The organism is Bradyrhizobium sp. WYCCWR 12699 (assembly GCF_032144035.1).
Classification (GTDB): Bacteria; Pseudomonadota; Alphaproteobacteria; order Rhizobiales; family Xanthobacteraceae; genus Bradyrhizobium.
This window is the reverse complement of record NZ_JAVTJN010000004.1, coordinates 18,009-42,598: the sequence shown is the minus strand read 5'-3', so window position 1 is coordinate 42,598 and position 24,590 is coordinate 18,009. Positions and strand designations below refer to the sequence as shown.

At 57.2% G+C, this 24,590-nt stretch carries 22 protein-coding genes and 3 pseudogenes; 4 read left to right on the top strand and 21 right to left on the bottom strand.

Annotated elements, in window-relative coordinates; genetic code table 11:
* Positions 1 to 102: 102 nt before the first annotated feature.
* From RPS27_RS03670 to RPS27_RS39600, 11 genes and pseudogenes are all read right to left on the bottom strand, one after another.
* Positions 103 to 1,512, bottom strand: a complete 1,410-nt coding sequence (locus RPS27_RS03670; protein WP_128929702.1) for a DUF2130 domain-containing protein — start codon at positions 1,510 to 1,512, stop codon at positions 103 to 105.
* A 107-nt stretch (positions 1,513 to 1,619) separates the two neighbouring features.
* On the bottom strand, positions 1,620 to 1,940 hold the full coding sequence (locus RPS27_RS03665) for a hypothetical protein (RefSeq protein WP_128929703.1): 321 nt from the start codon (positions 1,938 to 1,940) through the stop codon (positions 1,620 to 1,622).
* Positions 1,941 to 2,107: 167 nt separating this feature from the next.
* Entirely contained in the window at positions 2,108 to 2,287 is a 180-nt protein-coding gene (gene tnpB / locus RPS27_RS39605; protein WP_128929704.1) for an IS66 family insertion sequence element accessory protein TnpB, read from the bottom strand.
* On the bottom strand, positions 2,265 to 2,453 hold the full coding sequence (locus tag RPS27_RS03660; RefSeq protein ID WP_232995589.1) for a hypothetical protein: 189 nt from the start codon (positions 2,451 to 2,453) through the stop codon (positions 2,265 to 2,267). The genes tnpB (RPS27_RS39605) and RPS27_RS03660 overlap by 23 nt, the downstream gene beginning before the upstream one ends.
* Before the next feature lie 65 nt (positions 2,454 to 2,518).
* Positions 2,519 to 2,617, bottom strand: a pseudogene (locus tag RPS27_RS03655) (hypothetical protein); the annotation flags it as partial.
* Between the two features lie 1,120 nt (positions 2,618 to 3,737).
* On the bottom strand, positions 3,738 to 4,178 hold the full coding sequence (locus RPS27_RS03650) for a VirK family protein (protein WP_128929705.1): 441 nt from the start codon (positions 4,176 to 4,178) through the stop codon (positions 3,738 to 3,740).
* A gap of 197 nt (positions 4,179 to 4,375) precedes the next feature.
* Complete coding sequence (locus tag RPS27_RS03645) at positions 4,376 to 5,350, bottom strand: IS4 family transposase (RefSeq protein WP_232995590.1); 975 nt, start codon at positions 5,348 to 5,350, stop codon at positions 4,376 to 4,378.
* Positions 5,347 to 5,862 (bottom strand): transposase DNA-binding-containing protein, encoded by a 516-nt coding sequence (locus tag RPS27_RS03640; protein ID WP_232995591.1) that lies wholly within the window; start codon positions 5,860 to 5,862, stop codon positions 5,347 to 5,349. Before RPS27_RS03640 ends, RPS27_RS03645 begins: the two co-directional genes overlap by 4 nt.
* A 190-nt stretch (positions 5,863 to 6,052) precedes the next feature.
* Positions 6,053 to 6,479 (bottom strand): annotated as a pseudogene (locus tag RPS27_RS03635) (transposase); the annotation flags it as partial.
* A 356-nt stretch (positions 6,480 to 6,835) separates the two neighbouring features.
* Complete coding sequence (gene tnpB / locus RPS27_RS03630) at positions 6,836 to 7,072, bottom strand: IS66 family insertion sequence element accessory protein TnpB (protein WP_128929706.1); 237 nt, start codon at positions 7,070 to 7,072, stop codon at positions 6,836 to 6,838.
* 110 nt (positions 7,073 to 7,182) lie between these two features.
* A complete protein-coding gene (locus tag RPS27_RS39600) occupies positions 7,183 to 7,497 on the bottom strand; it encodes a transposase (RefSeq protein ID WP_128929707.1) in 315 nt (104 codons plus the stop codon).
* A 2,043-nt stretch (positions 7,498 to 9,540) separates the two neighbouring features.
* Between RPS27_RS39600 and RPS27_RS03625 the strand changes: the two genes are divergently transcribed.
* The 4 genes and pseudogenes from RPS27_RS03625 (at position 9,541) to RPS27_RS03610 (ending at position 16,259) form a co-directional block, all read left to right on the top strand.
* Complete coding sequence (locus RPS27_RS03625; RefSeq protein ID WP_128929708.1) at positions 9,541 to 12,186, top strand: PAS domain-containing protein; 2,646 nt, start codon at positions 9,541 to 9,543, stop codon at positions 12,184 to 12,186.
* A 1,271-nt stretch (positions 12,187 to 13,457) separates the two neighbouring features.
* A complete protein-coding gene (locus RPS27_RS03620; RefSeq protein WP_128929709.1) occupies positions 13,458 to 14,156 on the top strand; it encodes a response regulator transcription factor in 699 nt (232 codons plus the stop codon).
* A 70-nt stretch (positions 14,157 to 14,226) separates the two neighbouring features.
* A pseudogene (locus RPS27_RS03615) lies at positions 14,227 to 15,617 on the top strand (type II and III secretion system protein family protein).
* 9 nt (positions 15,618 to 15,626) lie between these two features.
* Positions 15,627 to 16,259 (top strand): CpaD family pilus assembly lipoprotein, encoded by a 633-nt coding sequence (locus RPS27_RS03610; RefSeq protein WP_128929710.1) that lies wholly within the window; start codon positions 15,627 to 15,629, stop codon positions 16,257 to 16,259.
* Positions 16,260 to 16,425: 166 nt separating this feature from the next.
* On the opposite strand, the gene RPS27_RS03605 is transcribed toward RPS27_RS03610, so the two are convergent.
* From RPS27_RS03605 to sctJ, 10 genes are all read right to left on the bottom strand, one after another.
* Positions 16,426 to 17,463: an EscU/YscU/HrcU family type III secretion system export apparatus switch protein gene (locus RPS27_RS03605; protein ID WP_128929711.1), complete on the bottom strand. Its 1,038-nt coding sequence runs from the start codon at positions 17,461 to 17,463 to the stop codon at positions 16,426 to 16,428.
* On the bottom strand, positions 17,460 to 18,275 hold the full coding sequence (gene sctT / locus RPS27_RS03600) for a type III secretion system export apparatus subunit SctT (RefSeq protein ID WP_128929712.1): 816 nt from the start codon (positions 18,273 to 18,275) through the stop codon (positions 17,460 to 17,462). Before sctT ends, RPS27_RS03605 begins: the two co-directional genes overlap by 4 nt.
* A 263-nt stretch (positions 18,276 to 18,538) precedes the next feature.
* Positions 18,539 to 18,814 (bottom strand): EscS/YscS/HrcS family type III secretion system export apparatus protein, encoded by a 276-nt coding sequence (locus tag RPS27_RS03595; protein WP_128929713.1) that lies wholly within the window; start codon positions 18,812 to 18,814, stop codon positions 18,539 to 18,541.
* 1 nt (position 18,815) lies between these two features.
* Positions 18,816 to 19,481, bottom strand: a complete 666-nt coding sequence (gene sctR, locus RPS27_RS03590; protein ID WP_128929714.1) for a type III secretion system export apparatus subunit SctR — start codon at positions 19,479 to 19,481, stop codon at positions 18,816 to 18,818.
* On the bottom strand, positions 19,474 to 20,547 hold the full coding sequence (gene sctQ, locus RPS27_RS03585) for a type III secretion system cytoplasmic ring protein SctQ (protein WP_128929715.1): 1,074 nt from the start codon (positions 20,545 to 20,547) through the stop codon (positions 19,474 to 19,476). The genes sctR and sctQ overlap by 8 nt, the downstream gene beginning before the upstream one ends.
* Positions 20,548 to 20,591: 44 nt before the next feature.
* On the bottom strand, positions 20,592 to 21,128 hold the full coding sequence (locus RPS27_RS03580) for a hypothetical protein (protein WP_128955093.1): 537 nt from the start codon (positions 21,126 to 21,128) through the stop codon (positions 20,592 to 20,594).
* Entirely contained in the window at positions 21,104 to 22,459 is a 1,356-nt protein-coding gene (gene sctN, locus RPS27_RS03575) for a type III secretion system ATPase SctN (protein WP_128929717.1), read from the bottom strand. The genes RPS27_RS03580 and sctN overlap by 25 nt, the downstream gene beginning before the upstream one ends.
* Positions 22,456 to 23,079, bottom strand: coding sequence for a type III secretion system stator protein SctL (gene sctL, locus RPS27_RS03570; protein WP_128929718.1), 624 nt, complete (start codon positions 23,077 to 23,079; stop codon positions 22,456 to 22,458). The genes sctN and sctL overlap by 4 nt, the downstream gene beginning before the upstream one ends.
* Positions 23,076 to 23,708 (bottom strand): nodulation protein NolU, encoded by a 633-nt coding sequence (locus RPS27_RS03565; protein WP_232995592.1) that lies wholly within the window; start codon positions 23,706 to 23,708, stop codon positions 23,076 to 23,078. Before RPS27_RS03565 ends, sctL begins: the two co-directional genes overlap by 4 nt.
* 10 nt (positions 23,709 to 23,718) lie before the next feature.
* Entirely contained in the window at positions 23,719 to 24,585 is an 867-nt protein-coding gene (gene sctJ / locus RPS27_RS03560) for a type III secretion system inner membrane ring lipoprotein SctJ (RefSeq protein WP_128929719.1), read from the bottom strand.
* Positions 24,586 to 24,590: the final 5 nt, after the last annotated feature.

The window sequence follows — 24,590 nt, the reverse complement described above, 5'->3', positions numbered from 1 at the left end:
TTTGGTCATATCTTCGGCTAACGGCCCGCCTTCTTCAGTCAGGCCGTGACATCGTGAATTCGAAAACACGATTTTACGCGCAGACTCAATACTTCGACCGCCTCACTCCGCGGCTTCGGCAGGCGCGCTCTTAAGCTCCGCAAATTTCGCAGCCATTGTCGGATTGCCCCGAGTTAGCTTCTTAATCGTCACGTCCTGTGCCTTGTCATTGGCAAGACGCAGGTTGCGATCCGCACCGATCAAGGCATCCTTCGTCTTCTGCAGATGATCGATCGACTTGTCGATCTCCGTAAGAGCCGTCTGAAAGTGCCGGGAAGCAAGATCATAGTTCTTTGAGAATGCGGTTTTGAACGATTCGAGCTGGTTCTCAAACTGGGTTATATCGACATTCTGCGCTTTCACGAGCGCAAGCTCGGTTTTGTACTTCAGCGAATTGACTGCCGCGTTCCTTAGGAGCGTAATCATAGGCAGGAAGAACTGCGGCCGGATGACATACATTTTTGGGTAGCGGTGGAAGACGTCGACGATGCCGGCATTGTAAAGCTCGTTGTCCGGTTCAAGCAATGAGACCAAGATAGCGTACTCGCAGCCCTTCTCGATGCGATCCCGGTCAAGTTCTTTGAGAAAGTCTTCGTTTTTGCTTTTCGTCGCGGTCTTATCGCTCTCGTTCTTCATCTCGAACATGATCGAAATGATTTCAGTGCCTGCCTCGTCCGAGTCGCGGAAAATGTAATCGCCCTTGCTGCCGGTCCGCGCGTCGTTGTCCTTCTCGAAATAAGCGCGCGGAAAAGCCATCGACCGGACCCGGTTAAACTCAGTCTCGCAGTGTTGCTCGAGGGTCTCGCCCACCATCTTGGTCGAGAGGCGGGCCTTCATATCCTTGAGACGCTCGATGGCGTCGTCGCGATCTTTGATCTGGGTTTCGTACTTATCCTTCAACGATTGCTCGGAGAGCTGCTTTTCGAGCTGTACTCGACTGATGCCGCTTTTCAGCTCATCACGCTCTTTTTCGAGGGCACCTACCGCTTCAGTCACGGCGAGCTTCTTCTCAAGCTCAACTGCCTGAACCTTCGCCTTCAGATCCTGGATCTCCCTTTCCTTGGCAGTAGCAATCTTGTGCTGCTCGCTCGCCAGGAGCGCGTCAGCAAGCTCCGAGGCCGCCTTCTTTTCGCGCTCGGACTCAGCTAGCGCGTTCGCGAGTCTATCCCGCTCCTTTTCGACGGCGCTGAGCGCTTCAGCAACCGCGAGCTTCTGGGCAACGCCGCTCCCCTCAAGCTTGGACTTTAATTCCTGGATTTCAGCGTCCTTAGCAGCCGTGGTCTTCTGCAGATCGCTGCTTACCTGGGCCTTGGCCAATTCAACGGCGCTCTGCTTGTCACGCTCGGCCAGCTCCAACCGTTCGTGGAGCTGCTGAGCGAAATCCGCGTCACGGACTTGCTTCAGGATGTCCGCGTAACCGGCTTCATCAACCTTGAAGGCCTTGTCACAGTGGGGACAGATGATCTCGTGCATGGTTCCTGGCCGGATCGTGGCGCTGCTGTTGTCATTGAAAAGGGACGGACCGGCAGAATCGGACCCCAGGAGAACAAAATTAGAACGAGCGAACTTGGAACGTCAAGTCAAGCCCAGCAAGTTCTGGGCGCTTTGCTTGGACTATCCCCCGCTTTCATGAACGCCATAGGTCGGCCCAGATCACGACATTCGCTTTGATGACCACCAGTGCTCATGTCAATCAGAGTGTCCATTCCGAATCGTCCTTGCGGCAGGGCGGTATTGATCCCGACTGTGTTCGCGTCGCTGCTTTGCGCCGCGCTAAAACACGACACGGCCACGCTCCCCTCCGGCCAGCGCATCCAGATCGACCTTCGCCTGGCGGCACGAGCATCGACAATAAGTACGCCTCGATCGCGCGGATCGTCGCGCAGCGCCGCGATGCTCATGCGCTATTTCGAGCATATCGCGGCCGCGCCTGCTACGTTCAAAGTAGCTTTCGAGTCATTCTGCCGCAGTTGTCCCGCCGCCTGCGGGCGCCGTGCTTCTTCCGGACGGACTAACCTCCAATCCAGCCCCTCGAAAAAGGCCGCGAACATCGCCCGCGACATCCGCATCACGCCGTCCGCAATCGTTGGCCTCGGTTCGATCGGAACACGAAGGCCGCGCCGAGGAACGGGTCGAGACGAAGCATCTCCTGCACCTCCGTCGCAAGCCCATCATGGCCGCCGCGGAAGTCGATCGGCCGCGTTGCAAATCCGCACCAGCCGCGATCATCGTGACGCTCGCACCGCACGGATTACCCGGGACAGCTGCTCGGCATCAATGGCCATATCCGTCCGCAGCACGACATCGCCGATCGCGATCTCAAGCTTGATCGCCGGAACCTGACGCTCCTCCAACGCACCTTCCACGACCAGCGGCGCGAATGTCGGCTGCGACGCTTCGCACGGCGGCAACATGTCTCGCTGTCGCAACCCCCTCGCCAATCGTAGATCTGCCAGCGCGTCGCTCCGTGCTTGCGCGCCACCTCGGACACCTGAGCACCGGGCAACAGACTCTCGGCGACGATCCGAGCTCTCTCTGTCGCGCGGCGATCAGGGTGGATGGCGCCACCACCGTGCATTCGTGGCCGAGCGATTGGATCAGACGATAAAGGCCATGGCCCGTCGGGCCGGCCTCGTAACAGAAGTGGATGCGATTAAACCGGCTGGCGAATCCACACTATAATACAATACGGCGCACGTTAACGTCCGAAGCATCGACTTCACCGAAGAAGCGAACCCCTCCCTCCCAGCCTGCCTCCGCAATCGCGACGGCATTTCTCAGTTTGGCGACACGATTCCAACAAATGCTTCCCTATAATCCGCCACGGCGCCTCGGCTCGGACCTAAGCAACCTCGGACACGCAGTGTAGGGCGAACGACCCCACCGGCAGAGACGGACATGCGGTCTTACAATCAATTCCTGCCATGACGATGAGATCAATCTATTCCTTTACCGCTTGGAGCGATGAGGCCGGCTTCGACCAGCAGTTTTCCCCGAGAGAGTTCCATCACCCATGTCGTGAGCCTGACTACCATCTCGGGATATATACTCCTGCGAACGTTTAGCATGGCGCCTTGCGCCGCCTAGTGCAAGGCGCACTGGCCCGGCACTCGCGACGTTCTGACCACAACGTTCTGCGTAAGCGGCCCCCCTAGTGTCGGCACGCCCCCGGGTAACTGTTGCAAACATACTGGCCAAATGGATATGGAGCAAGATCTTCACATCCATTAGGGTCGCCGACGCAAGGACTTGATGGTCCGGCTCCGAGTGCATCGGCGTTGAGATGCTGTCTTGCGACGTAGACGAAAGACGTCGCCGCCAGCGCGAGGGCGAGGACGATCGCCGATATAATCCAAACGTTCTTCATTCCAGCCGTAACTTCCTTAGGTTGACTCGGTGACGCTTAGCCAAATGGTAACAACGCGGAGCTCAACTCGAGCGCAATTGAGCTTTCATTTCTTGGCTGCTCCACACCTCGGCCTTTGTGATGGCGAGGCTCTTCGCGTCTCCGGCTTGCGACCAGTCAGCGGCAGTCGACTCCGAACGGGTAAGTCGAGCTGCAAACCACGTTCTCATCTGCTCCGGTCAGCAAATCTCTTGAGATCGCGCCGATCACGATCTCTGTTGCGCTTCTTTGCTGACGCCCCGGGTGGCCGATGCCGAACGGCAGCTCGGCCCCTCGACGGCGGCTATTGCCCTTACCAAAGGAACTTCGCGCCGTCTGGCAGCTCGCAGACAAATTCACCCTGGATCACGGCTTCGGCCGCGCCAGCAACCAACTTTGAGGCCTTTACCTTGAGCTTGCCTTCGCGGTTAAGGCTGTGGCGGATGTATTCGGTAACAGGGTGTCCTGAGTCGTCCAAGGTTTGATGCACATTGGCGAAGCTGATTCCGTTCTGCGCGCTAACCCTGAAGGCGCTGATAATCAGACCACCTTGCATGGCTGGTCCGGGCTGACCGCCATCAACGGTTGTGCAACGATCGAGATCTAGTATTAGCGTTACTACCTTGCCGGCCCGCAGGGCACTTAGCACGTCTACATATTTTGCAGAAGGCTCGCCGGCCTTCGCTGTCGTGCTTACGCTTGCCACTAAAAGCAAGGAAGACAGTCTCGTTAGACATGTGATATTGAGCCGCATATGCTCTTCTCCAATACAAGACTCACATACGTAGCAGTACCCGTCTCGTCTCGTGCTCGGAGACTTTGGCGGGCACCGAACGTCAGGCGAACGTCGCCGTTGCGATAAACAGCATGCGCTACTACCGTACGCAAGTGGTTGCGAACGCAAACCTAACGTCACAATCTCGTATGTAAGGTACGCATACGACGAAGCTTTCAATTACCCACATTTCCAGCCGCTGCAATTTCGGCACCGAGTTTGATATCTGTGAGTCTCGAGAGACAGCGCCAGATGACAACATTTCCCGGTGGCGGATCGGCTGCCCGGGCCAAGTAGCCCCCTAATCGTGCAAGTTTGGTAAGATAAAATGCAAGGGTTCCAGGCCGACATCGTCGATGGCTGGCGCCGCTGATGAGTTGATCGAGCAATGCGATCTCGGTGTCTGTCAGTGCGAGCTTCGGTGACGCGTTTGGGGCGAGGCGATTGAGCATGGTGAGCCAGAGGACGCGCCAGCTGAGAATGCAGAAGACTGCCATTAGATTGGCAAGTCGCTCCGCGGTCCGGAGTTTTGAGTCTTCCGCCTTACAACCCGATTTCAGGATCTTGTGGAACGCCTCGATTTTCCACCGCATGGCGTACCAGTTGATCTTCTCGATTGCCTCCGAGCGCCTGCGGACGGCTAGGTCCGTGATGAGCTTCCACTCAATCGGTTTACGGCCCTTTGGCGTACCGCGCTCAGTGGCATGGATTATAGTAAGGTCGAGGGCTGGATAATGTTTCTGCTTCCCGATGGGAGGCAAGACCGCGATCCGCTTGAACTTGATTTCCAGCGCGGCCTTCGTCGTCTCGCCCTTGTCGTTGCGCACGTCGATGTAATGCAAGCCTTTGACGCTGGTCTCTTCCATCTCGGTTGCAATCGTATGACCGCCATCGCCTGCCAGCCGATCGACGCAGGCGCGGACAAGGAAGTGAGCGCCAAGCTCTTGCGTCAGGCAATACAATTCGTCGATGTCGCTTTCACGGTCACCGATATGAATGCAACGCTCCGGCTGTCGGAGCCGCTCGATCGATTGCCTGAGATTGTCGAGCCAGCGAACGCTCTCCTTCTTCTCGATCGGAACGCGGGTCGGGTTGATCTTCTTCTTGAGCTGCGCCCTGCCTTTGAACTTTTTTCGTGTCCAGAACTTCACCGCCGCCAATCCCAGCGGCAAGCCTCGACAGTCACAGCGAGACTGGAATGCATCAGCATTCCGCAGACCGTGTGATGGCGCCAACGACCGTCCTTGTTCCGACCGCTGTTGACGCTCTTGGTTAGGCCAATGGCGCTCGTGTTCGCGCGTTGATAGGAGAATTCCGTCGTGTCCTGAATGAGGAGAATTGGGCCTGTACAATCATCGTAACGTGCGCGTGTGGCGGCGAAGTGGCCGCTGAGGATGTCGGCTTCCTCCACGCGCTCGTTGGCGAAGAAGCGGTAGGCCGCCTTCGTGTTCGCCCAGTCCTGACGCGCGAACGGTATGCTCCCGCCCATACCGTCACCAATTTGCTTCAACAGCTCGCCAAATCGTTGACCAAGACGAGCATCCTTGAAAGCTGTCTTGTCGATCTCGCGCTCCGTCCAGTGTTCGACGGCGCTTTCATCACCATCATCCTGGCGACCATCCGGGCCGGCCGACCAACGAGATGTCGTTCCACTTGAACACATCAAGGCACCTCGCCGTCGCGATTCAGGTGCTCGACAATGAATCACAAGCGATTCATCCGATTCAAGATTTTTCGATCAGGGCTACCGCAATCGAATAAAGCATTCGTGGGTAATTGAAAGACGACGAAGGTCGCCTGATTGACGCATGCGCGCGGGGGCCGGGTAGCGCTATGATAGCGCTGCGTGAAGGTTAGGCAGCTTGCTGATCGGTAGGTTCGTCGGCTTGGCGCGGGAGCTTCCATTCCCAGGGCAGCAGTTCGTGCAGACGCGAAGCGGGAAGATCGACGATCCGGGCGAGGACGTCGGCAAGCCCGGCTTTGGGATCGACATCGTTAAGACGACAGGTAGTGATCATCGTCAGCATGATGGCGGCGCGTTCGGCGCCGCGCAGGCTGCCGGCGAAGGTTCAATTGCGCCTTCCCAAGGCGATGCCGCAGCGCTCTTTCGGCGGCATTGTTGCTGAGGCAGATCCTGCCATCGTCGAGGAAGCGCGCAAAGTCGGCCCAGCGCCTGAGCATGTAATTCATAGGCTTCAGGACCTCGGAAGAGCGCGAGAGGGTTTCTCGCTCGCGCAGCAGCCAGGCGTGCATGTCGTCGAGCAGCAGCTTGCTTCGCGGTGTGCGCCGCTTGAACTTCTCCCTTGGCATCACAACGACTGGTTCCTGCAGTTCTCTACAAGAGCCTGTATCCAGATCGCGTCCCCTAAACGCCGGTCGCCATCCGCGCAGTAATCCAGGCGTCTCACGGATTGATCTCAGGGATGGCACGCGCCCCTGATTTTGGCGACGCCTTAGTAATTTTCGACGCGTCATCGGAAGATTTGCTTTCGCTCGCCTTCTGGATACGTACCTGCCCCGTAAACCCGGGACTTTTGCAACACTTGCTGATGACCGCGCCTTTTAAACGAAGCCACAGTGTCGTGGTTTTGCACCTGCGCCTGGAACACCGATGCAGGAGGGCCGTCCTCCATCTCTCATAAAGCTGTACGCATCAAATTCGGATATTCACCTCCTTCATGCTCTGCAGCACACCGTGCCAGATCACCTTTCACAAGATCGCTTCGGCGACCACGGAAGACGAACAGGTGACCGCTGAGCGGGTCCTTGCGCAGCACCTCCTGCACTTGGCGCGCCAAGGACGGAAAGCCTCGGCGCATATCCGTGTGGCCGGTCGCCAGCCACACTCGCGCACCCGCCGGAACCGGAATCATCGGCGCACCAAAGCATCGAGAACACGACGCAGCGCGTCTCCATCACCATCCCTGGAATGCGCACTCCATCAACCTCGCCATCGATCCGGATGCGGGGTCCGGTACCAAGATCAATCTCGATGATGCCTTGGCTCTTCCGTCGACGCCCCGATGTCGTCGCCAAAGGGGCTTCGGCAACCTCCCGCGGCGGCACAGACGGCCGACTCTCGACCGGCACGAACGGCCGCTATACTCGCTTCACCGTGCTTACAAAGCTCTTTGCGCCACCGGAACAGCTGGCTCACATGAAGGCCGGCCGTGCGAGCCACCTCGGAAACATTGGCTCCGGGCTCGAGCGATGCTGCAACTAGCCGTTCCTTCTCATCCCGCGACCACCGGCGCCGCCGCTCGACCGATGTGATCACCTCCGCCCTCGAAATCGTCATAGCGCTTCTCCTAGGATTACCCCTAGGACCTGCAGCGTTCGCCTCCGTCAAACAAGGCGGCCCTCAACGGAGGAATACTATGTAAGTGTTACGAGCGGCACACACTTTGCAATATCGTTCGGCACTATCAATCCGGCGAAAGGCGAAGGGCAGCACGCGCACTAAACGACGAGGTCGATGATCTTCTATGTCAGCGCCAGGGGACTTACCTAATTCCGCATTGAAGATTAGCCTCTGCATCCGCGCTCGTGCTTGACGCGAGACGATTCATGATCCCGTAAGTCGAGTAACGATACGGAGGTCAGCCGTCGTGCTCTCTTGATCCCTAAATTGCATCCTCTCGACACGACGCCCCACTAGACGCGGCAAGCTCAGAAGCGTGACATTGAGGACACTTGGCGCCACATCGCTCACCTCGTCCACGACATCCAGCCTCGCGAATGCACCTGAATGCATTTCGACAACGCTTGCGAACACCCAAGTGGTCCGGACATAAAGCGCTATGTGACAAACAGAAAGCCGGCCTTAGCGGCTGGTTTCTTGAAGGCGACTAACCAATTTGCATCCAGATTGCTTGTTCTTAGGGTCGCCAGCCCCGATGCTATCCGTTTCCGTTCGGAAGTCTAAAGCCTGGCGCATCTTGACATGGGCACAGCGGACCTTGACGGCTTGATTAGACGAACGGCCACGGCGCTGGCCCCAAGCGCACTTGCGCGGGCCCACAAAAATGTTGGCCAAACCGTCTTCTCCCGCCTATTGCAAGGAGAATACAGCATATCAGTCCACTCGCCTGCTGCGCGCATTCAGCGTCATTAAAATCGGCCTTTGTGAACTTCAGCGCTTGGGCTCCGCCCCTTGCACGACGAACCCGCCCGGCTGCGACATGGCGACGAGGCGCGCCGCCGGCGGAGGAGCTGGCTAGTGACCTATTGTGGGTACCTTGGCTGATAGGCCTCGATCCGATCGAGGCAAGTTGAGAAAGCAGTGCCGCATCTGCGACTTCGCGACATCGCCAAGCCGCCAGCTTTCGCGGATAATGTCGAGGAGGTCTCCATCTTGACAGCGTCGGTCCATTTGCTGGCGCCCCCTTGCGCGAGGCCGTCGGCCGACCATTCTATGGCTCCCTTGGCGCCGACCGTTGGACGGACAATAGCGGCACGTGCCAAGTCAAGCGGCTGGCGTCCAACGCTCGGCTACCCCTCCTGTGCAACTCGAGCTGTCTGCACGCGTACACATCTTAGAAACGTTGCCAGCTACCTTCCCAAAGGCAGCTACCAATCCCGAGAAGCTCCGGGGTATCGCCGATATAGGAAACGTGAATCAAATTCTGGCCCGAATGAGCGAGCCAATTCAACAAAGGAATTGGACTTCAGTTGGTCGGAGGCATCTAGGCGGTTTGCCTTGAGCAGATCGACAAGACCGAATTAATCTCCATGGCGCTGCCTAAAATTACGGCGAGCGTCAAGGCTTGCAGGTAGACAGCGAGCTATACGGAGAGCAGAAGGGGCGCTGTGGACGAGAACGTTAGGACAGCCACCAGCCTTACAATCGGATGGCTCGAGCACATGACAAACCTGAGGAGAGCGATCCGGATCGAACCGCCGGCACGCTCTCGCGATTGGCTCACACTAGCCCGTCCACCCTCTTCCTCTCCATCAGAAGGAGCCGCTCAAAAGGCTTTCGCCCGGCCCTTTCCGGAACGACACACGGCCTCCTCAAAATCCCTGAGACTCAGCAATGCCCCGCGGCCATCCGTCCACCGTTTGGTTTTGCACTCCTCTGCCACTCGCCGCGGCAATCCAGATTGTAGCATTGCCGCCAACGAGGAGGACCGCTAAAAGCACGATACGCCATTGATTTACTATGTGAGCGTACGATTTCTACCATGTAAGAGAACTATACGAAGGTTTGTAATGCGCCTTTTTTTTTGGCTATGCTGATTTCGGCGGCCGACGTAGAAAGCGCTCAGGAGCGCTTGTCCGGCGGCTCGAACAAATTCCTGCATTTTAATCATCCCGCCAGAAGGGCCGGACGGATACAAGCATGTTTAATTGGCTCATCGCGTTTGGACGTTCATCGGCGCAATTTATTTTGGCTAGCATTACGCTCGCGGCATTGACGCTAGCTTCCTTGTATCTTCATAGCCCTTTCGCAGCCACAGCGCTTGTCTATTTGGTCGTGATTTTGGTGTTTTCGCTGATTGGCACTTTCGTCGCATCGTTGGCGCTTTCCATAGTCGCCGTCAGCGCTTTAATTTACGTCCTCACGTTCAATCCCCAGATCGACGCCCCTCACGAGCTTTTGGTGATTATCGCTTTCCTTACTGCGTCCATCATCGGAACGCGCCTGATCGCAAAACTCCGCTACGAAAAGGAAGCAGCGCGTGAGGTCGCCGCCGAGCTAAGGCACAGCGCGGACGATCTGCGCAACCGAGAGAAACTCTGGCGCGAGATCTTTGAGCATAACCCGGCCATGTACTTCATGGTCAATGAAACCGGAACCGTCCTGAACGTCAATAGTTTCGGCGCGATCCACCTCGGCTATACGCCCGCGGAACTGATCGGCCAATCGGTGTTCAGAGTCTTTCTGAAAGACGATCGCGAGGTCGTTCGCAAATCCATCGAGCGATGCCTTACATATATCGGCCAATCGCGTACATGGGAAATCCAGAAAGTCCGTAGGAACGGCTCGGTGCTGTGGGTGCGCGAGACTGCCAAGGCGATCTTGTGGGCCGACGATAAGCCCATCGTCCTCATTGCCTGCGAAGATATCACCGAACAGAAGCGGACGGTTCTTGCTCTTCAGCGGAGCGAAGCGCATTTGGCTCAGGCGCAAGAATTGAGCCACACAGGCAGCTTTGGCTGGAACGTGGCCACCGGCGAGGTCTTTTGGTCGAAGGAAAGCTTTCGGATATTCCAGTATGATCCAGAGACCAAAGTAACGGCGCAACACGTCATTGACCGCACTCACCCAGAAGACAAGACTTCTGTCCAAGACACTTTGAATCGGGCCCTTCGAGGCGAGCATTTCGAGCACGAATACCGATTGCTGATGCCCGACGGCTCGATAAAGTACATTCACGCGGTGGCACGTGCTACGAGAACCGCGTCCGGGAATATCGAGTTTGTCGGGGCGGCCACGGACGTCACGACAGCAAAGCAGACGGAACAACAACTGCGCCGTAGCGAGGCCTATCTGGTCGACGCGCAGCAGCTCAGTCGCACGAGCACCTGGTCGTGGGACTGCAACCGTCGCTGTTTTGCTTATCGCTCCGCCGAAGTCAGTCGTCTATTTGGCTTTGACCCGGATGAGCCGGTGACCATTGAGGCCATCCGATCGCGGATTCATCCAGACGACTTGCCGCGGCAACAGGAAATCCAACGTCAGGCCATTGAACAAAAAACAGGGAATTTTGAATACGATTTCCGAATCTGTCTTCCCGACGGCGCGATACGACACATACATGCTGTTGCGCACGCCGTGCTGGCAAGCGATGGCTCAACTGTCGAACTCGTCGGAACGCACATGGATGTCACTGAGCAGCACGCAGCCAAACAACAATTGGAAGACACTCTTGCTGCGCTACGCGAGAGCGAGCAGCGCTTTCGTGACTACGCCGCAACTGCTTCTGACTGGTTATGGGAGACCGGGCCGGATCACCGGTACACCTTGTCGGAGCACACCAACGCTACGGACCTCTTGGCAAGAGCGGTCATCGGCCTGCGTTGCTGGGAGATTGCGAGCGACGTTGAAGAAGAGCCCGAGAAGTGGCGGCAGCATGAAATAACGCTAAATGCCCATCTTCCATTTCGCGATCTGGTCTATCGTACCGTGGGGAGGACCAGGTCACCAATCTACTTCCAGAGCAGCGGCAGGCCCTTATTTGATGTAAGCGGCCATTTTCTCGGCTACCGAGGCGTGGCCACTGATATCACGGCGAAAGTTCGCGCCGATCAGGCTGAACAAGGACTGCGAAAGGCACAGGCGGATCTTGCGCATGTGACGCGCCTGACGGCGCTGGGGGAACTAACAGCCTCTATCGCCCACGAAGTGAACCAACCGCTCACGGCCATAATCAGCAACGCCGATGCGTGCCTTGGCTGGCTACGTCGCGAAGCTCCCGACATTTCCGCCGTGCACAGATCCGTAGAGTGGATCATTGATGACGCTATGCGCGCAAGCGAAGTGATTCGCAGGGTCCGCACACTCGCGAGGAACGGTGATATCGAGATGGTAGCGCTAGACATTAATGAGGTTGTGAACGACTCTATCGCGCTGGTAACGCGTGAGCTGATTAACCACCAAGTGACCTTGCGAACTGAGCTAGCACCATCACTTCCCAAAATTCTCGGTGACCGGGTTCAGCTGCAACAAGTAATCATCAATCTGGTGATGAACGGAGTAGAGGCCATGCAAGCTGTTGACGACAGAGCGCGCGAACTGATGATTCAGTCATCCAGAGACAATGAGAGCCGCGTGCAGCTCTCCGTGACTGATAGCGGCGTCGGCATCGCTGAGGGTGATAGGATCCGAGTCTTAGATCCGTTCTTCACCACCAAATCTACCGGCCTTGGAATGGGTCTGTCGATCTGCCGCTCGATCGTAGAAGCTCACGGAGGCCGCCTGTCGATCGTCCAGAAGCAAGAGCCGGGCGCATCCTTTCAATTTGTCCTGCCAGTCGTGTCATGATTGGAATTTGACTAGCCGTGTGAAATCGGGTCGACAAGTACGATCGTGCTTATTGTCGAAAGCTAAACGGCTCGATGCCTCGACGAAACTTTCGCTCGGCATATCTGGATATCGCCGCATTCGGATCGGCTCACGGAATGCTGCAGGGCACACCTTCGGGTCGCATGGCCATCGGGTTCTTGACACCGACTGCTGGGACCGTGAGTTTGTATCTAACCTGGCGAAGTTGAATGTTCACCCCGCATGAACCTCAAACTGAGGAAGGCGAAGCGTTCGATCGGATCGCAACAGAATCGAAGCTGAGCAGACGATCACGACGCCTCGCTGGCAAGCAGCTTTGGCACTGGGCACCACCGGCTCCGATTCAGGGCGCTTTCGCGTGCTTCCCGCTCGACGGCCCGAATGCCGCTTCCGTCCGCAGAAGGATGCACGAGCTGAGCAGCAGACCACTCGTTAGATAGCGAAGCGCTGGCGATTAGCCGCAGTCTCAAGAGCTAACGCTGCGGGTTCCCTAGTCACACCGCCGGCGCCTTCAGGGCCTTGAGTGACGGCCTTAACCGCTTTCCGGCCAGATTCGCCACAAATTCCATCGGTACTTTTTGAAGGGGTCGATCCCTTTCGGGGTGTCAGCCCTAAGAAGCTGAGTTCCTTCAGCAAGCGCGTCGTGCCGCTTCGGCTTGACCGTACAAGCTGATCAGCTTGGACTTGCACGCGTTGCTGTACGAAATCCCCGGCGCCGCGATACGATTATTACGGCTCCTCGATCTGGCCGAAGCGGAAAGAGGACGAGACGTTCGAGGCCCCCTCCTTCAAAGCGTTGAGCCGATGGGACGTCCTGGGCCATAGCGGAACACATTGACGCACAATCGAGCGCCGGCACCCAACCTGCGCGTCAACAGCGACGCCCGATGCTCGCGGTTCTGTTTTTCGACGCGGCAAGCCAACGCATAAGAGCGTTGCTGCTTCCGCTTATTCATCGGCTCGCGGCGAGCTAGGCGCTGACTCTCCGCGCCGCTACGTGCATTCCCTTTGCAACCTATTCGCGGCTTGGATGAACACTATCAAGAAAATTGATTTTTCGATCCTACCTGAAGCCTCGTAAGTCGTATCCGTTCTTTACAAGGAGGACGCAGCTACTCGTGCGGTTCGATTTTCTCTTCAGTCAAATGCTCGACAATTGCAGCTGCTCGACCAGGCGGGGGGATCATCGTAGCTCCGTGCCGACAGTGATGCGCTCAGGCCTCGACACAATCGCACTATAGGCGACCACAATGCGAATCCTACTGGTCGATCAGGACGCCGCCTTCGTGCGAGCCGCCAAGAAAACCCTGTTCGTTCGCGGTTTTGCCGTGGACCTCATCTCTACTCTTGACGAAGCGGAGACCGCGCTGAGTTGTGCCAGCTATCACATTCTCTTGCTCGAGTTGGCTCTGCCGGACGGAAATGGATTGGACTGGTTGAAACAGTTGAGACGTGAAGGATATTCAATGCCTGCCATGATGATGAGCAGCCTGAGCGATCTTGAGACCAGGATCGCGATATTCAATGGTGGCGCCGACGATTTTCTTCCTAAGCCGGTGTCTATCGATGAGCTTATTGCTCGAATGCGCGCCATTTTGCGACGATCGACGCAATTGACGGCACCCGTGATCACCTTCGGGAACTTACATTTCGATCCTATTGGCCGGCAAGTCTCAGTTGACGGTCGGCCACTCAGAATTGCGCGCCGCGAAGTCTGCATTCTCGAACATCTGCTCAGCCGAGCAGGCCGCACCGTGCCGCGAGCGTTGCTAGAGGAAAGCCTCTATGCGTTTGACGATGAAGTCTCGACCAATGCCTTAGAAGTCGGGATCTATCGATTGCGCACACATTTGAGCAAGTCCGGCACAACGCTACGAATCAAAACCGCGCGCGGCGTCGGCTACGCGCTTGAACTGAAGAACGATCCGCTGCCTTGCCGCCACACTTGAAAACGACGCTCAGTTGAAGTTCCCCCTTGATGTTCGCAGCTGCCGATGGCCGACGGCGGTCACCTCAGCTATTCGCTCGCGCCTTCTGTATGTCGTTTGCTCGCTTCCTCTCGTGCTGCCGCCCACTACCGCAGCTCAGATAAAGCGCGACCCTAATCAGGCGTCGCCACGGTCAACAACTGACAGCCTTAGCGGGGTCTTGAATCTTTCCTCCTCTCAGGGCCAGACGATTCATCTTCCGGCGCCGGCGGCCAGCATATTCGTTGCCGACCCAACGATAGCCGACTACCAGGCCCCATCGAATACAACCATCTTCGTCTTTGGAAAACAGTCGGGACGGACCAGCCTATTTGCTTTGAACGACAATGGAGAAGCGTTAGCCGAGTTACGTGTTGTCGTTACCCAGCCTATCGAGGATTTGCGTGCTGCACTAAAGGCTGAGCTCGGGGACCATCCGATCCAAGTCACCTATACGCCACGCGGCGCAATTCTGAGAGGGACAGCACCAAGTGTCGACGTCGTTGAGCGCGCCAAGAAGATTACCGAGCAATTTCTGGGCGCGGGCGCGCTGGTCGTCAACAACATCCAAGTGGCCGGCTCATTGCAAGTGACGCTTAGCGTGCGCGTGGCGGAAGTCTCGCGCAGCGCCGTGAAGGAGCTTGGCATCAACCTCTCTGCATCGGGCCAAAACGGAGCGGTCATTTTCGGGTTTAGCAGTGGCAAGCCTGGCGGTTCCGGTGCGAGCCGGGGTGGCGGCACGGCAAGTGTCGGAGTCGGCGTTGGCAGCACGAACATCAGTGCTGTACTTGACGCCCTCGCCAACGAGCATCTCGCGTCGGTATTGGCGGAGCCAACTCTTACCGCGATGTCCGGCGAATCAGCAAGCTTCCTGGCAGGCGGCGAATTTCCAATTCCGGTCATGCAGGACAATCGTCAACTCTCAGTTCAATTCCGTCAATTCGGAATCAGTCTGGAGTTCGTTCCGACCGTTCTCAGCAACAATCAGATCAATATCCACGTCAAGCCTGAAGTCAGTGAGTTATCCAAAGAAGGTGAAGTCAATATCAACGGAATGTCTCTGCCTGGCCTCTCCACGCGACGTGCCAGTACTGTTGTCGAGCTTGCCAGCGGTCAGAGCTTTGCAATCGGCGGGCTCATAAGACGCAATTTCAACACCGACATCAGCACGTTTCCCGGGTTAGGCGATGTCCCGATCCTTGGTGCACTGTTTCGGTCCTCCTCATTTCAGAAGCAGGAGACGGAGCTTGTCATCGTCGTTACCCCTTACATCGTGCGGCCAGCATCATCTGCCGCCAAGATAAGCGCGCCGACTGACCGCCTCCGGCCGCCATCAGACGGGGGGCGCATTTTAACGAATACGTTGGCGCGTCCCCCGCGAAGCCGCGAGGCTCCCGCACCGAACCAGACGCGACCGGCGGAGCCGGCTTTGTTATCGAATGAGGACCGCTAATGACCTTGCGAAACCTGGGCCACTTGATTGCCGTAGCGGCAACCGTAGGCGGATGCACACATAATGCTGCGATCTATTCTGAGCCGACTGATCAAGCGATTCAAGTGGAGCAGAAGACCAGTATCTTGCGACTACAGAGCCTTCGTCGCGCCGAGAGGTATGGTCTGCGTAATTTCATTGCGAACGCCAGCCGCGGTCGGCGGGATGCACTCCATCTGGACGTCAGTGGTTCGCCCCGGCTCATTACGCAGGTGGCTCATGAGGCCCGCGAGATGGGCGTTCCCGCCTATAATATTCGCCGGTCCGCTTCCCCCGTAGATCTGCCCAGCCATTTCGGTGTCCAAATCGAGGCGATCATTTACGAAGCACGTCCTCCGCTCTGTCCATCCCTTTCAATCATCGGCCCTTCAGTAGACGACAATTCTTTCAATCCAACGCTCGGCTGTTCGATCCGCAATAACCTCGCGGTCACGGTCAACGATCCCGGCGACTTGCTCGAGAACAGAGCTATCTTGCCAACCAGTGGTGACCGTGCGGTGCTTCCGCTTACCGCACGGGGAGGTCTCGCCGCAGGCAACAAGAGCCACTTGGAAAGTGACACTCATAATCGCATTGCGTCAGAAGCCCAATGAGCACTCTCAATGGCTGAGCGGCAAGAGCATTGGCGATACTCTGGCGGCCAACTTCCGCAGACGCCACGATCTGCTTCCGCCTTTCCAGACGACGTGACTTACAGATCAAGTAGCGACTGGACGTCTTTGACTAACACGCCCGAATGCATCGCATTGCCGCGCCAAGCTAGACCAGGCCAGCGGCAAAGACTGCCTTTGCAACCCCCTCGAAACAGTCCTTCGGAACGGCCTTGCCCATTATTCCCTTTCGGATCAGCTGACGCGCCAAAGCAGGTTCCTGAATAATGCTCAGATGCAGCGCCCTCGCCTGATCAAACAACTGTGAAGCAAGTTCGTCCTCACCGCGGCATACCAAAACCGGCACTCCGGTCTGTCCACGAACGTAGCGCAGTCCAACTAACATCGCGGGGCCCGTCAGTATCAATGTGGCCCGATTGACTCCGAGCGGCGGCTCACTCGCCGATTCCCGACGAAGCCGGCGGTGTTCGCCCTTTACATGTGGGTTGCCTTCCTGCTCCTTAGACTCGCGCTTCGCTTCACTCTCCGTCATGCGCATGTCACGCAAGAATAGCCAGCGCTGAATTAGCAGGTCGGTCAAGCCGCCGATCAGAAACGCCCCAGCAGCAATTTCAATTAAGAATTTGACCTCTTTGAATACAAAGCTGAAACAACCCAAACCGCAGACAGGCAGGTACACCAGCGCCTTCCAACTTGCGAGTGAGGTGAAAAACAGCGTTACGCCGAGAAGGAACACTTTGATCAACGACTTACCAAGCTCGACAAGCGACTTCTGAGAGACAATCCGTTTGAGCCCTTTGATTGGATCCAATTTCTTAAGGCTTGGTTTCAGCGGCTCCACGGAGAACGTCAGCCCACCAGCAGCCAAGACACTGGCTAGAATGCCTGCAGCCACGGCCGCTCCAATGATTGGGGCAACGCTCGTCAACGAAAGTTCGATCAATCCGACCAGTGCCTGCTGGACCGCACTGTTGAAGGGCTGCCCCTGCAGCTTGTCGACGAGCCGCACCCCCTCACGCCATACGCCCTCGATCGCGCCCGCTCGGAAACATAGACAGCCGAATGCGGCGCAAATGCTAAGCGCGCTCACAAAATCGGCGCTGCGCGGGATCTGTCCCTTCTTACGCGCCTGCCGTAGCTTCTTGGGAGTTGGCGGACGCTTCTTCTCTTCGCTCGAGTCGCTCATTTTAGGAACTTCCCGAGCCACTCCAGCACTCCGTAGGACTGGATAATCTCCGTTCCCATGTATTCCATGAGGAAGACGGTGTAACTCACCATGATGATGCCAAAGGCGGCGTTCTTGATGGTGGGGGAGAGGTCGTTCAGCTTAATTTGCGGCGCAAACCGCCCTAGCAACATGAGGGATATCTCAATCAGGAGCAGCAGAGCCAGCACGGGTCCGGAAAATAGCAGGGCCGTGTGCATGATATGATCGAGAAGCGCTACAACTTCCATTGCCCCTTGCATTGTCAGAGGAGGTAGTAGCCGGTACACGGGCCAGATCAGATAGCTGCCATACAGGCACCGAACCATCGTCTGTAGACCTCCAGACGCAACGAAAATAGTAACCCCAGCAGTTCCGAGAAAGAGACCCGTGGCGGAGGCCTGGCTGCGCGTCGCAGGATCGTCCAACTGGCTTGAAACGCTCCGTTGCGTGTCAATGATGTCGCCAACTGCCTGGATGCTCCATAGCGGTATACTTAGGAACATCCCGAACAGCAGGCCGACGAATATCTCTTTGAGACCGAGGAACGCGACCGCGGCCAGACGGGTGGCCGGATCTAGAGTCTGCAGACCGGCCTTGACATGCGCAAGGCATGGCAGTCCAATCACGATCGTCAAGCTTGTGCGGATCATCCCGCTAATCTGCGGCCGCGTGAATACGGGAAGCACCAACATAATGCCTAAGGCCCGCGCAGCGCTAAGGCCCGCTGCAACGACGAACTCGACAGCACTCTGAATTAGAGCTTGCGCCTCGGTGGGTGACAAAGCATGCATTCGCGGCGCTCGTTGTTCGCCTCAGCTAATCTAACCGGTTCCGCTCGCCGTGCCTTAATGTTTGACGCCAAGGCCGCAAATAGTCGGCGGTGTTCGTTCTAATAGCGCTCAACGAGAGCACCAGCCGCACTGCGAGCCCGCAGGGTAGGCCGTCGATCCCCATACTCTCATGCTCGCTCGACAAACTGGCCAGCCACTTTGGTAATTCACCGGTGATGTCGATGGGCGGTTTTGTCCTCACAAACTCGGCCTTCGGTTCCTCACTAATACCTCGATGTGAGAGAGGGGAACTCCGTGAAGATATGTTTGGCCTGTTCGATAAGCGGCGCACTCAGCACCCGAGAAAACAGAACGAGCACGGCGACGACGACGAGGAGCCTCACGGTTAGGGGCAAGGTTTGATCCTGGAGCTGCGTTGCCGCCTGTATTATGCCAACACCCAAGCCGGCCACGAGAGCTGCTAGGAGCGGTGGCAGAACCCACATCATGAAGAGGACGAGCGATCGGGTCAAATGCGTGAGGATGCTGGTCTCGTCCATATTAACCTCCGGCCGTGGCGTAACTTAACACCAACCCGTGCATGAGCCGCGACCATCCGTCGATCGTGACGAACAGAAAGAGCTTAAAAGGAACAGATATCATTGTGGGCGATACCATTGACATGCCCATGGCCATCAGAATCGTCGTTACAATCAGATCAATCGTGATGAATGGAAGATAGAGAAGGAAGCCGATTTCAAAGGCACGCTTTAATTCCGAGATCAGAAAGGACGGTACAAGAATCGCAAAATCATCCGCTGTAGCGTTTGCCCGCATCTCCTCTGACCAAACATGTTCTGTGGATGACAGGAAGAACGTGCGCTGCTCCTCACTGCTGAACTTTTTCAGGTGAGCGCGCAGCGGCTCGCTTCCCTCCTTAGCGGCTGTCGCCCAGTCATCGAGCGTTTGGTAGTGAAGTTGCGGGGCGGTAACGTGGTTGTAGATCTGCTCCAGCACTGGAGCACCAATGAAGACCGTAAGGATCAATGCAGCGCCATACAGAACGATGTTCGGGGGTATGGATTGGGTTCCGAGCGCGTTGCGCACGAGGAAGAGAACGACGGAAACTTTTATGAATGCCGTCGTCGTGACAACTGCGAACGCCAGCAGACCGAGACCGACCGTCGCTGCAAGAAGTGCAGGAATGCCTGGCTGAATGTCAGTCATTGACCGCCAACCCACCACGTAGCCTGATGGCCAGTTCCTCCCCGACACGCACGATGTCGCCGTGGCCGATCAATCGACCATTGGCAACAATGTCAACCGGACGGTCAACGGGACGGCCAAGTTCAAAGACATGCCCTTCGTTGACGCTCCTCAACGTACCCAGCGGGATAGGCCAACGGCCGCATTCGAACACGAGCGTAATCTCAATGCTGTCGATGTCGGTTTCCGAGGGCAGGGTCGATGGCTGGGTTTGGGGTCGTGTTGTCATATATGCACTCTTGAGAGGGTGGGGTTGCAGGCGGAAGGGTCCCCGCAAGATTAGTCTGTCGCCAGCAATCTCCGCCGGCGCCCACAATTTGTCCGCAGTCAGGATGACCTGACCGCTCGCAAAGGGAATGACGTCCGGCAACAGCGCATCGCCAGTTTGTGCTTGGCGAAGAAGCCCGACGGACACGCGCAGCGAGCTAATCTCGCTGGCAACCATGATGGGCAACTCCGGGGAAAGCTTGCGCATTTCTCGGGGCAATTGGCCAAGCATCTCGCCTAACTTACAGAAGGCAGCCGGAACCGGACCCTCAAGAGACGAGAATAGGAACAGCCGCGCCTTGCCCACGAGCGCCCCGTAGACGATGTCGAGTTCCAGATAAGGACCTTCCATCGTTGCTTCGTCGATGCGGATAATTTGCAAATCCTGCGCTAGCAGATGCTCTACTCGAGTGAACCATGGTTCAAGCGCAAGTTCGAGGACGAAAGAGCGGGCTGGGTCCGAAGGTAACGTAAGGCCATGCTGCACTGTCGAAATCAATGCCTCCGCCAACTGGCGCGGCACCGACAAGACGGCCATTTCGGCTCCGACGCGAAATACACAATCAAGCATCGGCGCGGTCGATTGCTGCGCCTGCCACACAAGCCGGTTAATACATATCGAGACCGGCGTATCGCCAAGGCGGCTCTTCAGAACCGTTCGCCGGGGGGCCATCAAATTGAGGCACGAGACCGCGCTATGCGACAATCTTAGCCGCGGCACGAATCGTGCCGGTTCACCGACCGCATTTTCCGCGCTCATGTTCACGGGGTCGGCAGTTCGCGCCGACATAAGAGAAGCAGCCATTAAATCAAAACGCCAATTGCCTGGCTTCGCGAGCCACTCTGATACCGGAGCAAGACCTCATCGTCCGTTTCGATTTGAGCTGCACACTCCGAGCAAGCGTTGGTCGAGCGCTGCACATCGCACTCAATCTGCTGCCATTTCTGGCTCGCCGCCGAACGCTTGGCCCACACGACCCGCGCCTCAACAACCGCCGCCTGGGCCTGCTGTTGAGCGATGCGCGCTTGCTCAAGCACCTGGCGTGCAGTTGCGATCTCAGCTGTGAGGCGTCCAATGACGAGATGAAGCCTACGGTCGAGTTCGGTGACGCACATCCTGTTAGACGATGCGAGTTCTAAATAAAGTTCAGCTTCGAGGCTTGCGCGGCGTTTCTCGGCGCTGGCGGCATTCTTGGAAGCTTTCTCCATCGCTTTAACCGCAATTTGGCGTTCGGCTTGCGTATTGGATAATTGACGAAGCGCACTTCGCTCCCTCATGTCCTTCACCAGCCGCAATTTCGACGCTTGGCTGGGATTCAGTCGGTAAGACGCGACATCCACGTGATGGCCTCCTCAAAGCTGGACGGTTCATCCTGCCCCTGGCGCAAGAAATTCCGCAAGTCCTCGATCGACGCGATTGCTCGGTCGGTCAGCGGATCGCCCCCTGGCTTGTACTCACCGACCTTGATCAAAAATTCGGCCTCATCATAGCGCGAAAGAAGATCTCGAAAGAAAGAGGCGGCCTTTCGATGTGACACAGAGACGACCGCATCCATCACGCGACTTCGGCTCGACAACACGTCGATGGCCGGAAAATGCTCTCGCGATGCGAGCGCGCGTGAGAGAATGATATGACCATCGAGAATACCGCGCGACTCTTCGGCGATTGGATCGCCTGTCCCGTCACCTTCGACAAGTACGGTATAGAAGGCCGTGATCGAGCCCTGCTCGCCCATACCGGCACGTTCCAACAGAGCCGGCAGCAGCGCAAAGACGGAGGGAGGAAAGCCTCGCCGCGTCGGAGGTTCTCCCGCGGCTAGGCCGATTTCACGCATCGCGCGGCTGAAGCGCGTCAACGAATCCATCATGAGAACGACCCGCTGTCCCTGATCACGAAAGTACTCGGCGAGTGCCGTCGCCGTATGAGCACATTGCGCGCGCTCCATTGCCGACCGGTCGGAGGTCTCAACGACAGCGATCGTCCGATCGATGGCATTGCCAATATGGCGCTCGATGAATTCACGCACCTCACGTCCGCGCTCTCCTATAAGCGCAACGACGGTGACCTCAGCGTCCGCGCCTTTAACAATCTGCGACATCAGCGTCGACTTGCCGCAACCAGCGTCTCCATAGATTCCGATCCGTTGGCCTTCGCCACACGTCAGAAGTCCGTCGAGCACGCGGACGCCGAGCGGAAAAGGCTGCTCGATCCCCCGCCGCCTCATTGGGTTGGGTGCCCTGCCGCGTAGGGGACGAGTGTGGGTCGTCTTTATTGGCCCCTTCCCGTCGAGCGGACGGCCGAAGCTATCGATGACGCGGCCCAGCAAATCGGCACCGACCGCAACTTCCTGCATTCGCCCGGTCGGAACCACTTCCGCACGGCTAGACATGCCTACCATGTCGCCGATTGGCGTGAGCAATACTCCATCCGGCAGCAGACCGACCACCTCCGCATCAAGTGACCATCCCGTACTGTGATCCTGCAATAGGCACAGCTCCCCAACGTGGGCCCCGGGCAGCACGGCATGGACCAAGGTGCCGACGGCTCGGGTGACTCGTCCGCGCACAGCACGCGTATCGACATGCTTTGCCGTAGATTTCAGAGATGATAATGCTGCGTGCACCGCGCCTTCAGCAGCCGCATTGCCATAGCTTGGCCTTTGGGAAGTCATTGTTCGTCCTCCTGAACAGGCGGAGCAAGGGCGAGGCGCAGTGTGCGGAGCTGCGCGGCAAGTCCTAGATCGACATTACCAAACTCACTCCACAAAACGCATTGGTCCGGCGTTAGAGCCGGGTCCGGATCAATTCTGACCTTCGGACGCCCATGCGTTCCATGGAATGACGCGAACTCGCATGTCATGGCATCGACGTTCACAGGAGACACATGAAGGCGCAATTCCGCACCGCCATATCTTTGCTCGATAGCGTGACGAACCGACCTCACTAACATCTCGCCCGGATCGAACGAGCCCACCAAGTCGTTCAGGACCTCAATGACAAGTTGTGGCAGCTCCTGTTCCAGCACGGCTTTTCGCCGCGCCAGCTCAGAAGCAGCTCGAGCAACCAGCCGCGCCATTTCGTCCGAGCCTGTCTTCAGGCCTTCGGAGTGCCCGCGCGCCTGCTCGCGATGATAAGCGTTCCTTGCCCAGTTGCGAACCTGCTGTAGATACCGCTGAGCTAGCGCGCGCGTCTGTACCACATCGCACCAGATCCCAAGTTCCGAGGCTGGTATGACTGGACCCACCGGACGTATCTGCGGGCGTTCTGGCAATGCTGGCTCACCCGCGGTCATGCCGGCCGTGTCTCTGCGGCCAAATGGGTCATCACCAAAGACATCAATTGGCCCGCGGCTTTGTGATGTTCGGCGGCTGGACTCTCCGCGGCAGTCCCGACAGGCAAGCAGAGAAGCACGCGCGTACGGTCGAGTTCTGAGGCTCGCTTGAGGAAAGCGCCAAGGCAGGCATATCCGTCATGTGCAATCCGCTGCGAAAGTTGCTCCGGATCGACAATCAATTGGGTTTCGACGGCGCTGGATACATGTCGGATAGCGAAAGCATGTGCTTCCGCACCAATATTTCCGATCAGTGGAGCAAGATCATGCTTTGACACCAGCTTCAGTACCGAACGGGCATGCCAAATGCCGCCAGCGAGCAATGCCGCACGATGCGGATCATGCCCAAGCAAAGCGCCCCTTCCCCAGCTACTTCCCTTCAAGACCAGTTCACTGCCTAGGAGCAGTTCGACTAGTCTTTCCTGTAGTCTGGGAGTTTTCTGCAGTTGCAGCACTGTAGACGCCGCCAGCGACGCATCAAGACGTTCAGCAAAACGGCTTGGATGGATTATCGCAGCAAGCTCCCGCGGCCGACCGGAATGTTGGTTGAGCAAATGATTTGGTTCGTTGGATGTCATCGTTGCGGACATTGCATTCGGCCTATCTCGCATCGGAGTTCCGCTTTTTGCCAGCGGCTAGGACGGCGGGCATACTCGCCGCTGTGTCAATATTCGGCACTTTCCGCCAGAATTGACCTAGCTGGCGCACACGTGTGCTCAGCAGCACGTAAGATAGAATGCCGACCGCGGCGCCGACACCCCCGACCACGATCGCAAGAAAGGTGGCTGACGTGAACTTGGTCGGGTGGATCGAAGCAGCTGCTGGTGCAGAGAACATCTCATGCTGCGCTCGCTCAACCGGCACGAAAACGACGGCCACCTTGTCGTATGATAGTCCTTCAATGCCATTGGCGACGAGCATCTTGATTTGGGGCAACAAGGCTGAGAGGTTCGCATTGGAACCATGTCGAATGAAGACCGACGCCGAGGACGGGGTCGCATCCTGTCGCAAAAGGTCGTTCTTCGGCAAGACAACATGAACCCGGGCGGAGAGAACCCCATCGATATCATTGATTGTGCGCGACAATTCTTCGCTTAGGGCATAAACGTAACGAGCGCGCTCCTCAACTGGGGACGCAACCAGGCCGGATCCCTTGAACACCTCCCCAAGATTCTTAAACACCTGGCGCGGCAAGCCCTGGCCATTCAGCAGTTCTATCGAAACGGCCAATTGCTTTTCTTCGACCTGAATCGTGCTGCTACCGTCCTTAGCGACAACACGGACTGCATCGACACCCTTACTAAGGAGAAGGGCAAGCATCTCGTTGGCTTCACGCTCCTGAACTTTCGTATAGAGATCGGCCTTGCAGCCGGCTAGCAACAGCACAAGCGGCAATAGGAGAACGGCATGCACCTGCCTTCCAGAAGTCGCGCCGCGACCGATCTTTCTTTGCGCGAAAAGAACCATCAACC

Excerpts from the sequence above, each read along its gene's own strand:
- RPS27_RS03670 (WP_128929702.1), bottom strand. The coding sequence starts at position 1,512 with ATGCACGAGATCATCTGTCCCCACTGTGACAAGGCCTTCAAGGTTGAT.
- RPS27_RS03665 (WP_128929703.1), bottom strand. The coding sequence starts at position 1,940 with ATGAGCATCGCGGCGCTGCGCGACGATCCGCGCGATCGAGGCGTACTT.
- RPS27_RS03660 (WP_232995589.1), bottom strand. The coding sequence starts at position 2,453 with ATGTTGCCGCCGTGCGAAGCGTCGCAGCCGACATTCGCGCCGCTGGTC.
- RPS27_RS03650 (WP_128929705.1), bottom strand. The coding sequence starts at position 4,178 with ATGCGGCTCAATATCACATGTCTAACGAGACTGTCTTCCTTGCTTTTA.
- RPS27_RS03640 (WP_232995591.1), bottom strand. The coding sequence starts at position 5,862 with ATGTGTTCAAGTGGAACGACATCTCGTTGGTCGGCCGGCCCGGATGGT.
- tnpB (WP_128929706.1), bottom strand. The coding sequence starts at position 7,072 with ATGATTCCGGTTCCGGCGGGTGCGCGAGTGTGGCTGGCGACCGGCCAC.
- RPS27_RS39600 (WP_128929707.1), bottom strand. The coding sequence starts at position 7,497 with ATGACGATTTCGAGGGCGGAGGTGATCACATCGGTCGAGCGGCGGCGC.
- RPS27_RS03625 (WP_128929708.1), top strand. The coding sequence starts at position 9,541 with ATGTTTAATTGGCTCATCGCGTTTGGACGTTCATCGGCGCAATTTATT.
- RPS27_RS03620 (WP_128929709.1), top strand. The coding sequence starts at position 13,458 with ATGCGAATCCTACTGGTCGATCAGGACGCCGCCTTCGTGCGAGCCGCC.
- RPS27_RS03610 (WP_128929710.1), top strand. The coding sequence starts at position 15,627 with ATGACCTTGCGAAACCTGGGCCACTTGATTGCCGTAGCGGCAACCGTA.
- RPS27_RS03605 (WP_128929711.1), bottom strand. The coding sequence starts at position 17,463 with ATGAGCGACTCGAGCGAAGAGAAGAAGCGTCCGCCAACTCCCAAGAAG.
- sctT (WP_128929712.1), bottom strand. The coding sequence starts at position 18,275 with ATGCATGCTTTGTCACCCACCGAGGCGCAAGCTCTAATTCAGAGTGCT.
- RPS27_RS03595 (WP_128929713.1), bottom strand. The coding sequence starts at position 18,814 with ATGGACGAGACCAGCATCCTCACGCATTTGACCCGATCGCTCGTCCTC.
- sctR (WP_128929714.1), bottom strand. The coding sequence starts at position 19,481 with ATGACTGACATTCAGCCAGGCATTCCTGCACTTCTTGCAGCGACGGTC.
- sctQ (WP_128929715.1), bottom strand. The coding sequence starts at position 20,547 with ATGAGCGCGGAAAATGCGGTCGGTGAACCGGCACGATTCGTGCCGCGG.
- sctN (WP_128929717.1), bottom strand. The coding sequence starts at position 22,459 with ATGACTTCCCAAAGGCCAAGCTATGGCAATGCGGCTGCTGAAGGCGCG.
- sctL (WP_128929718.1), bottom strand. The coding sequence starts at position 23,079 with ATGACCGCGGGTGAGCCAGCATTGCCAGAACGCCCGCAGATACGTCCG.
- RPS27_RS03565 (WP_232995592.1), bottom strand. The coding sequence starts at position 23,708 with ATGTCCGCAACGATGACATCCAACGAACCAAATCATTTGCTCAACCAA.
- sctJ (WP_128929719.1), bottom strand. The coding sequence starts at position 24,585 with ATGGTTCTTTTCGCGCAAAGAAAGATCGGTCGCGGCGCGACTTCTGGA.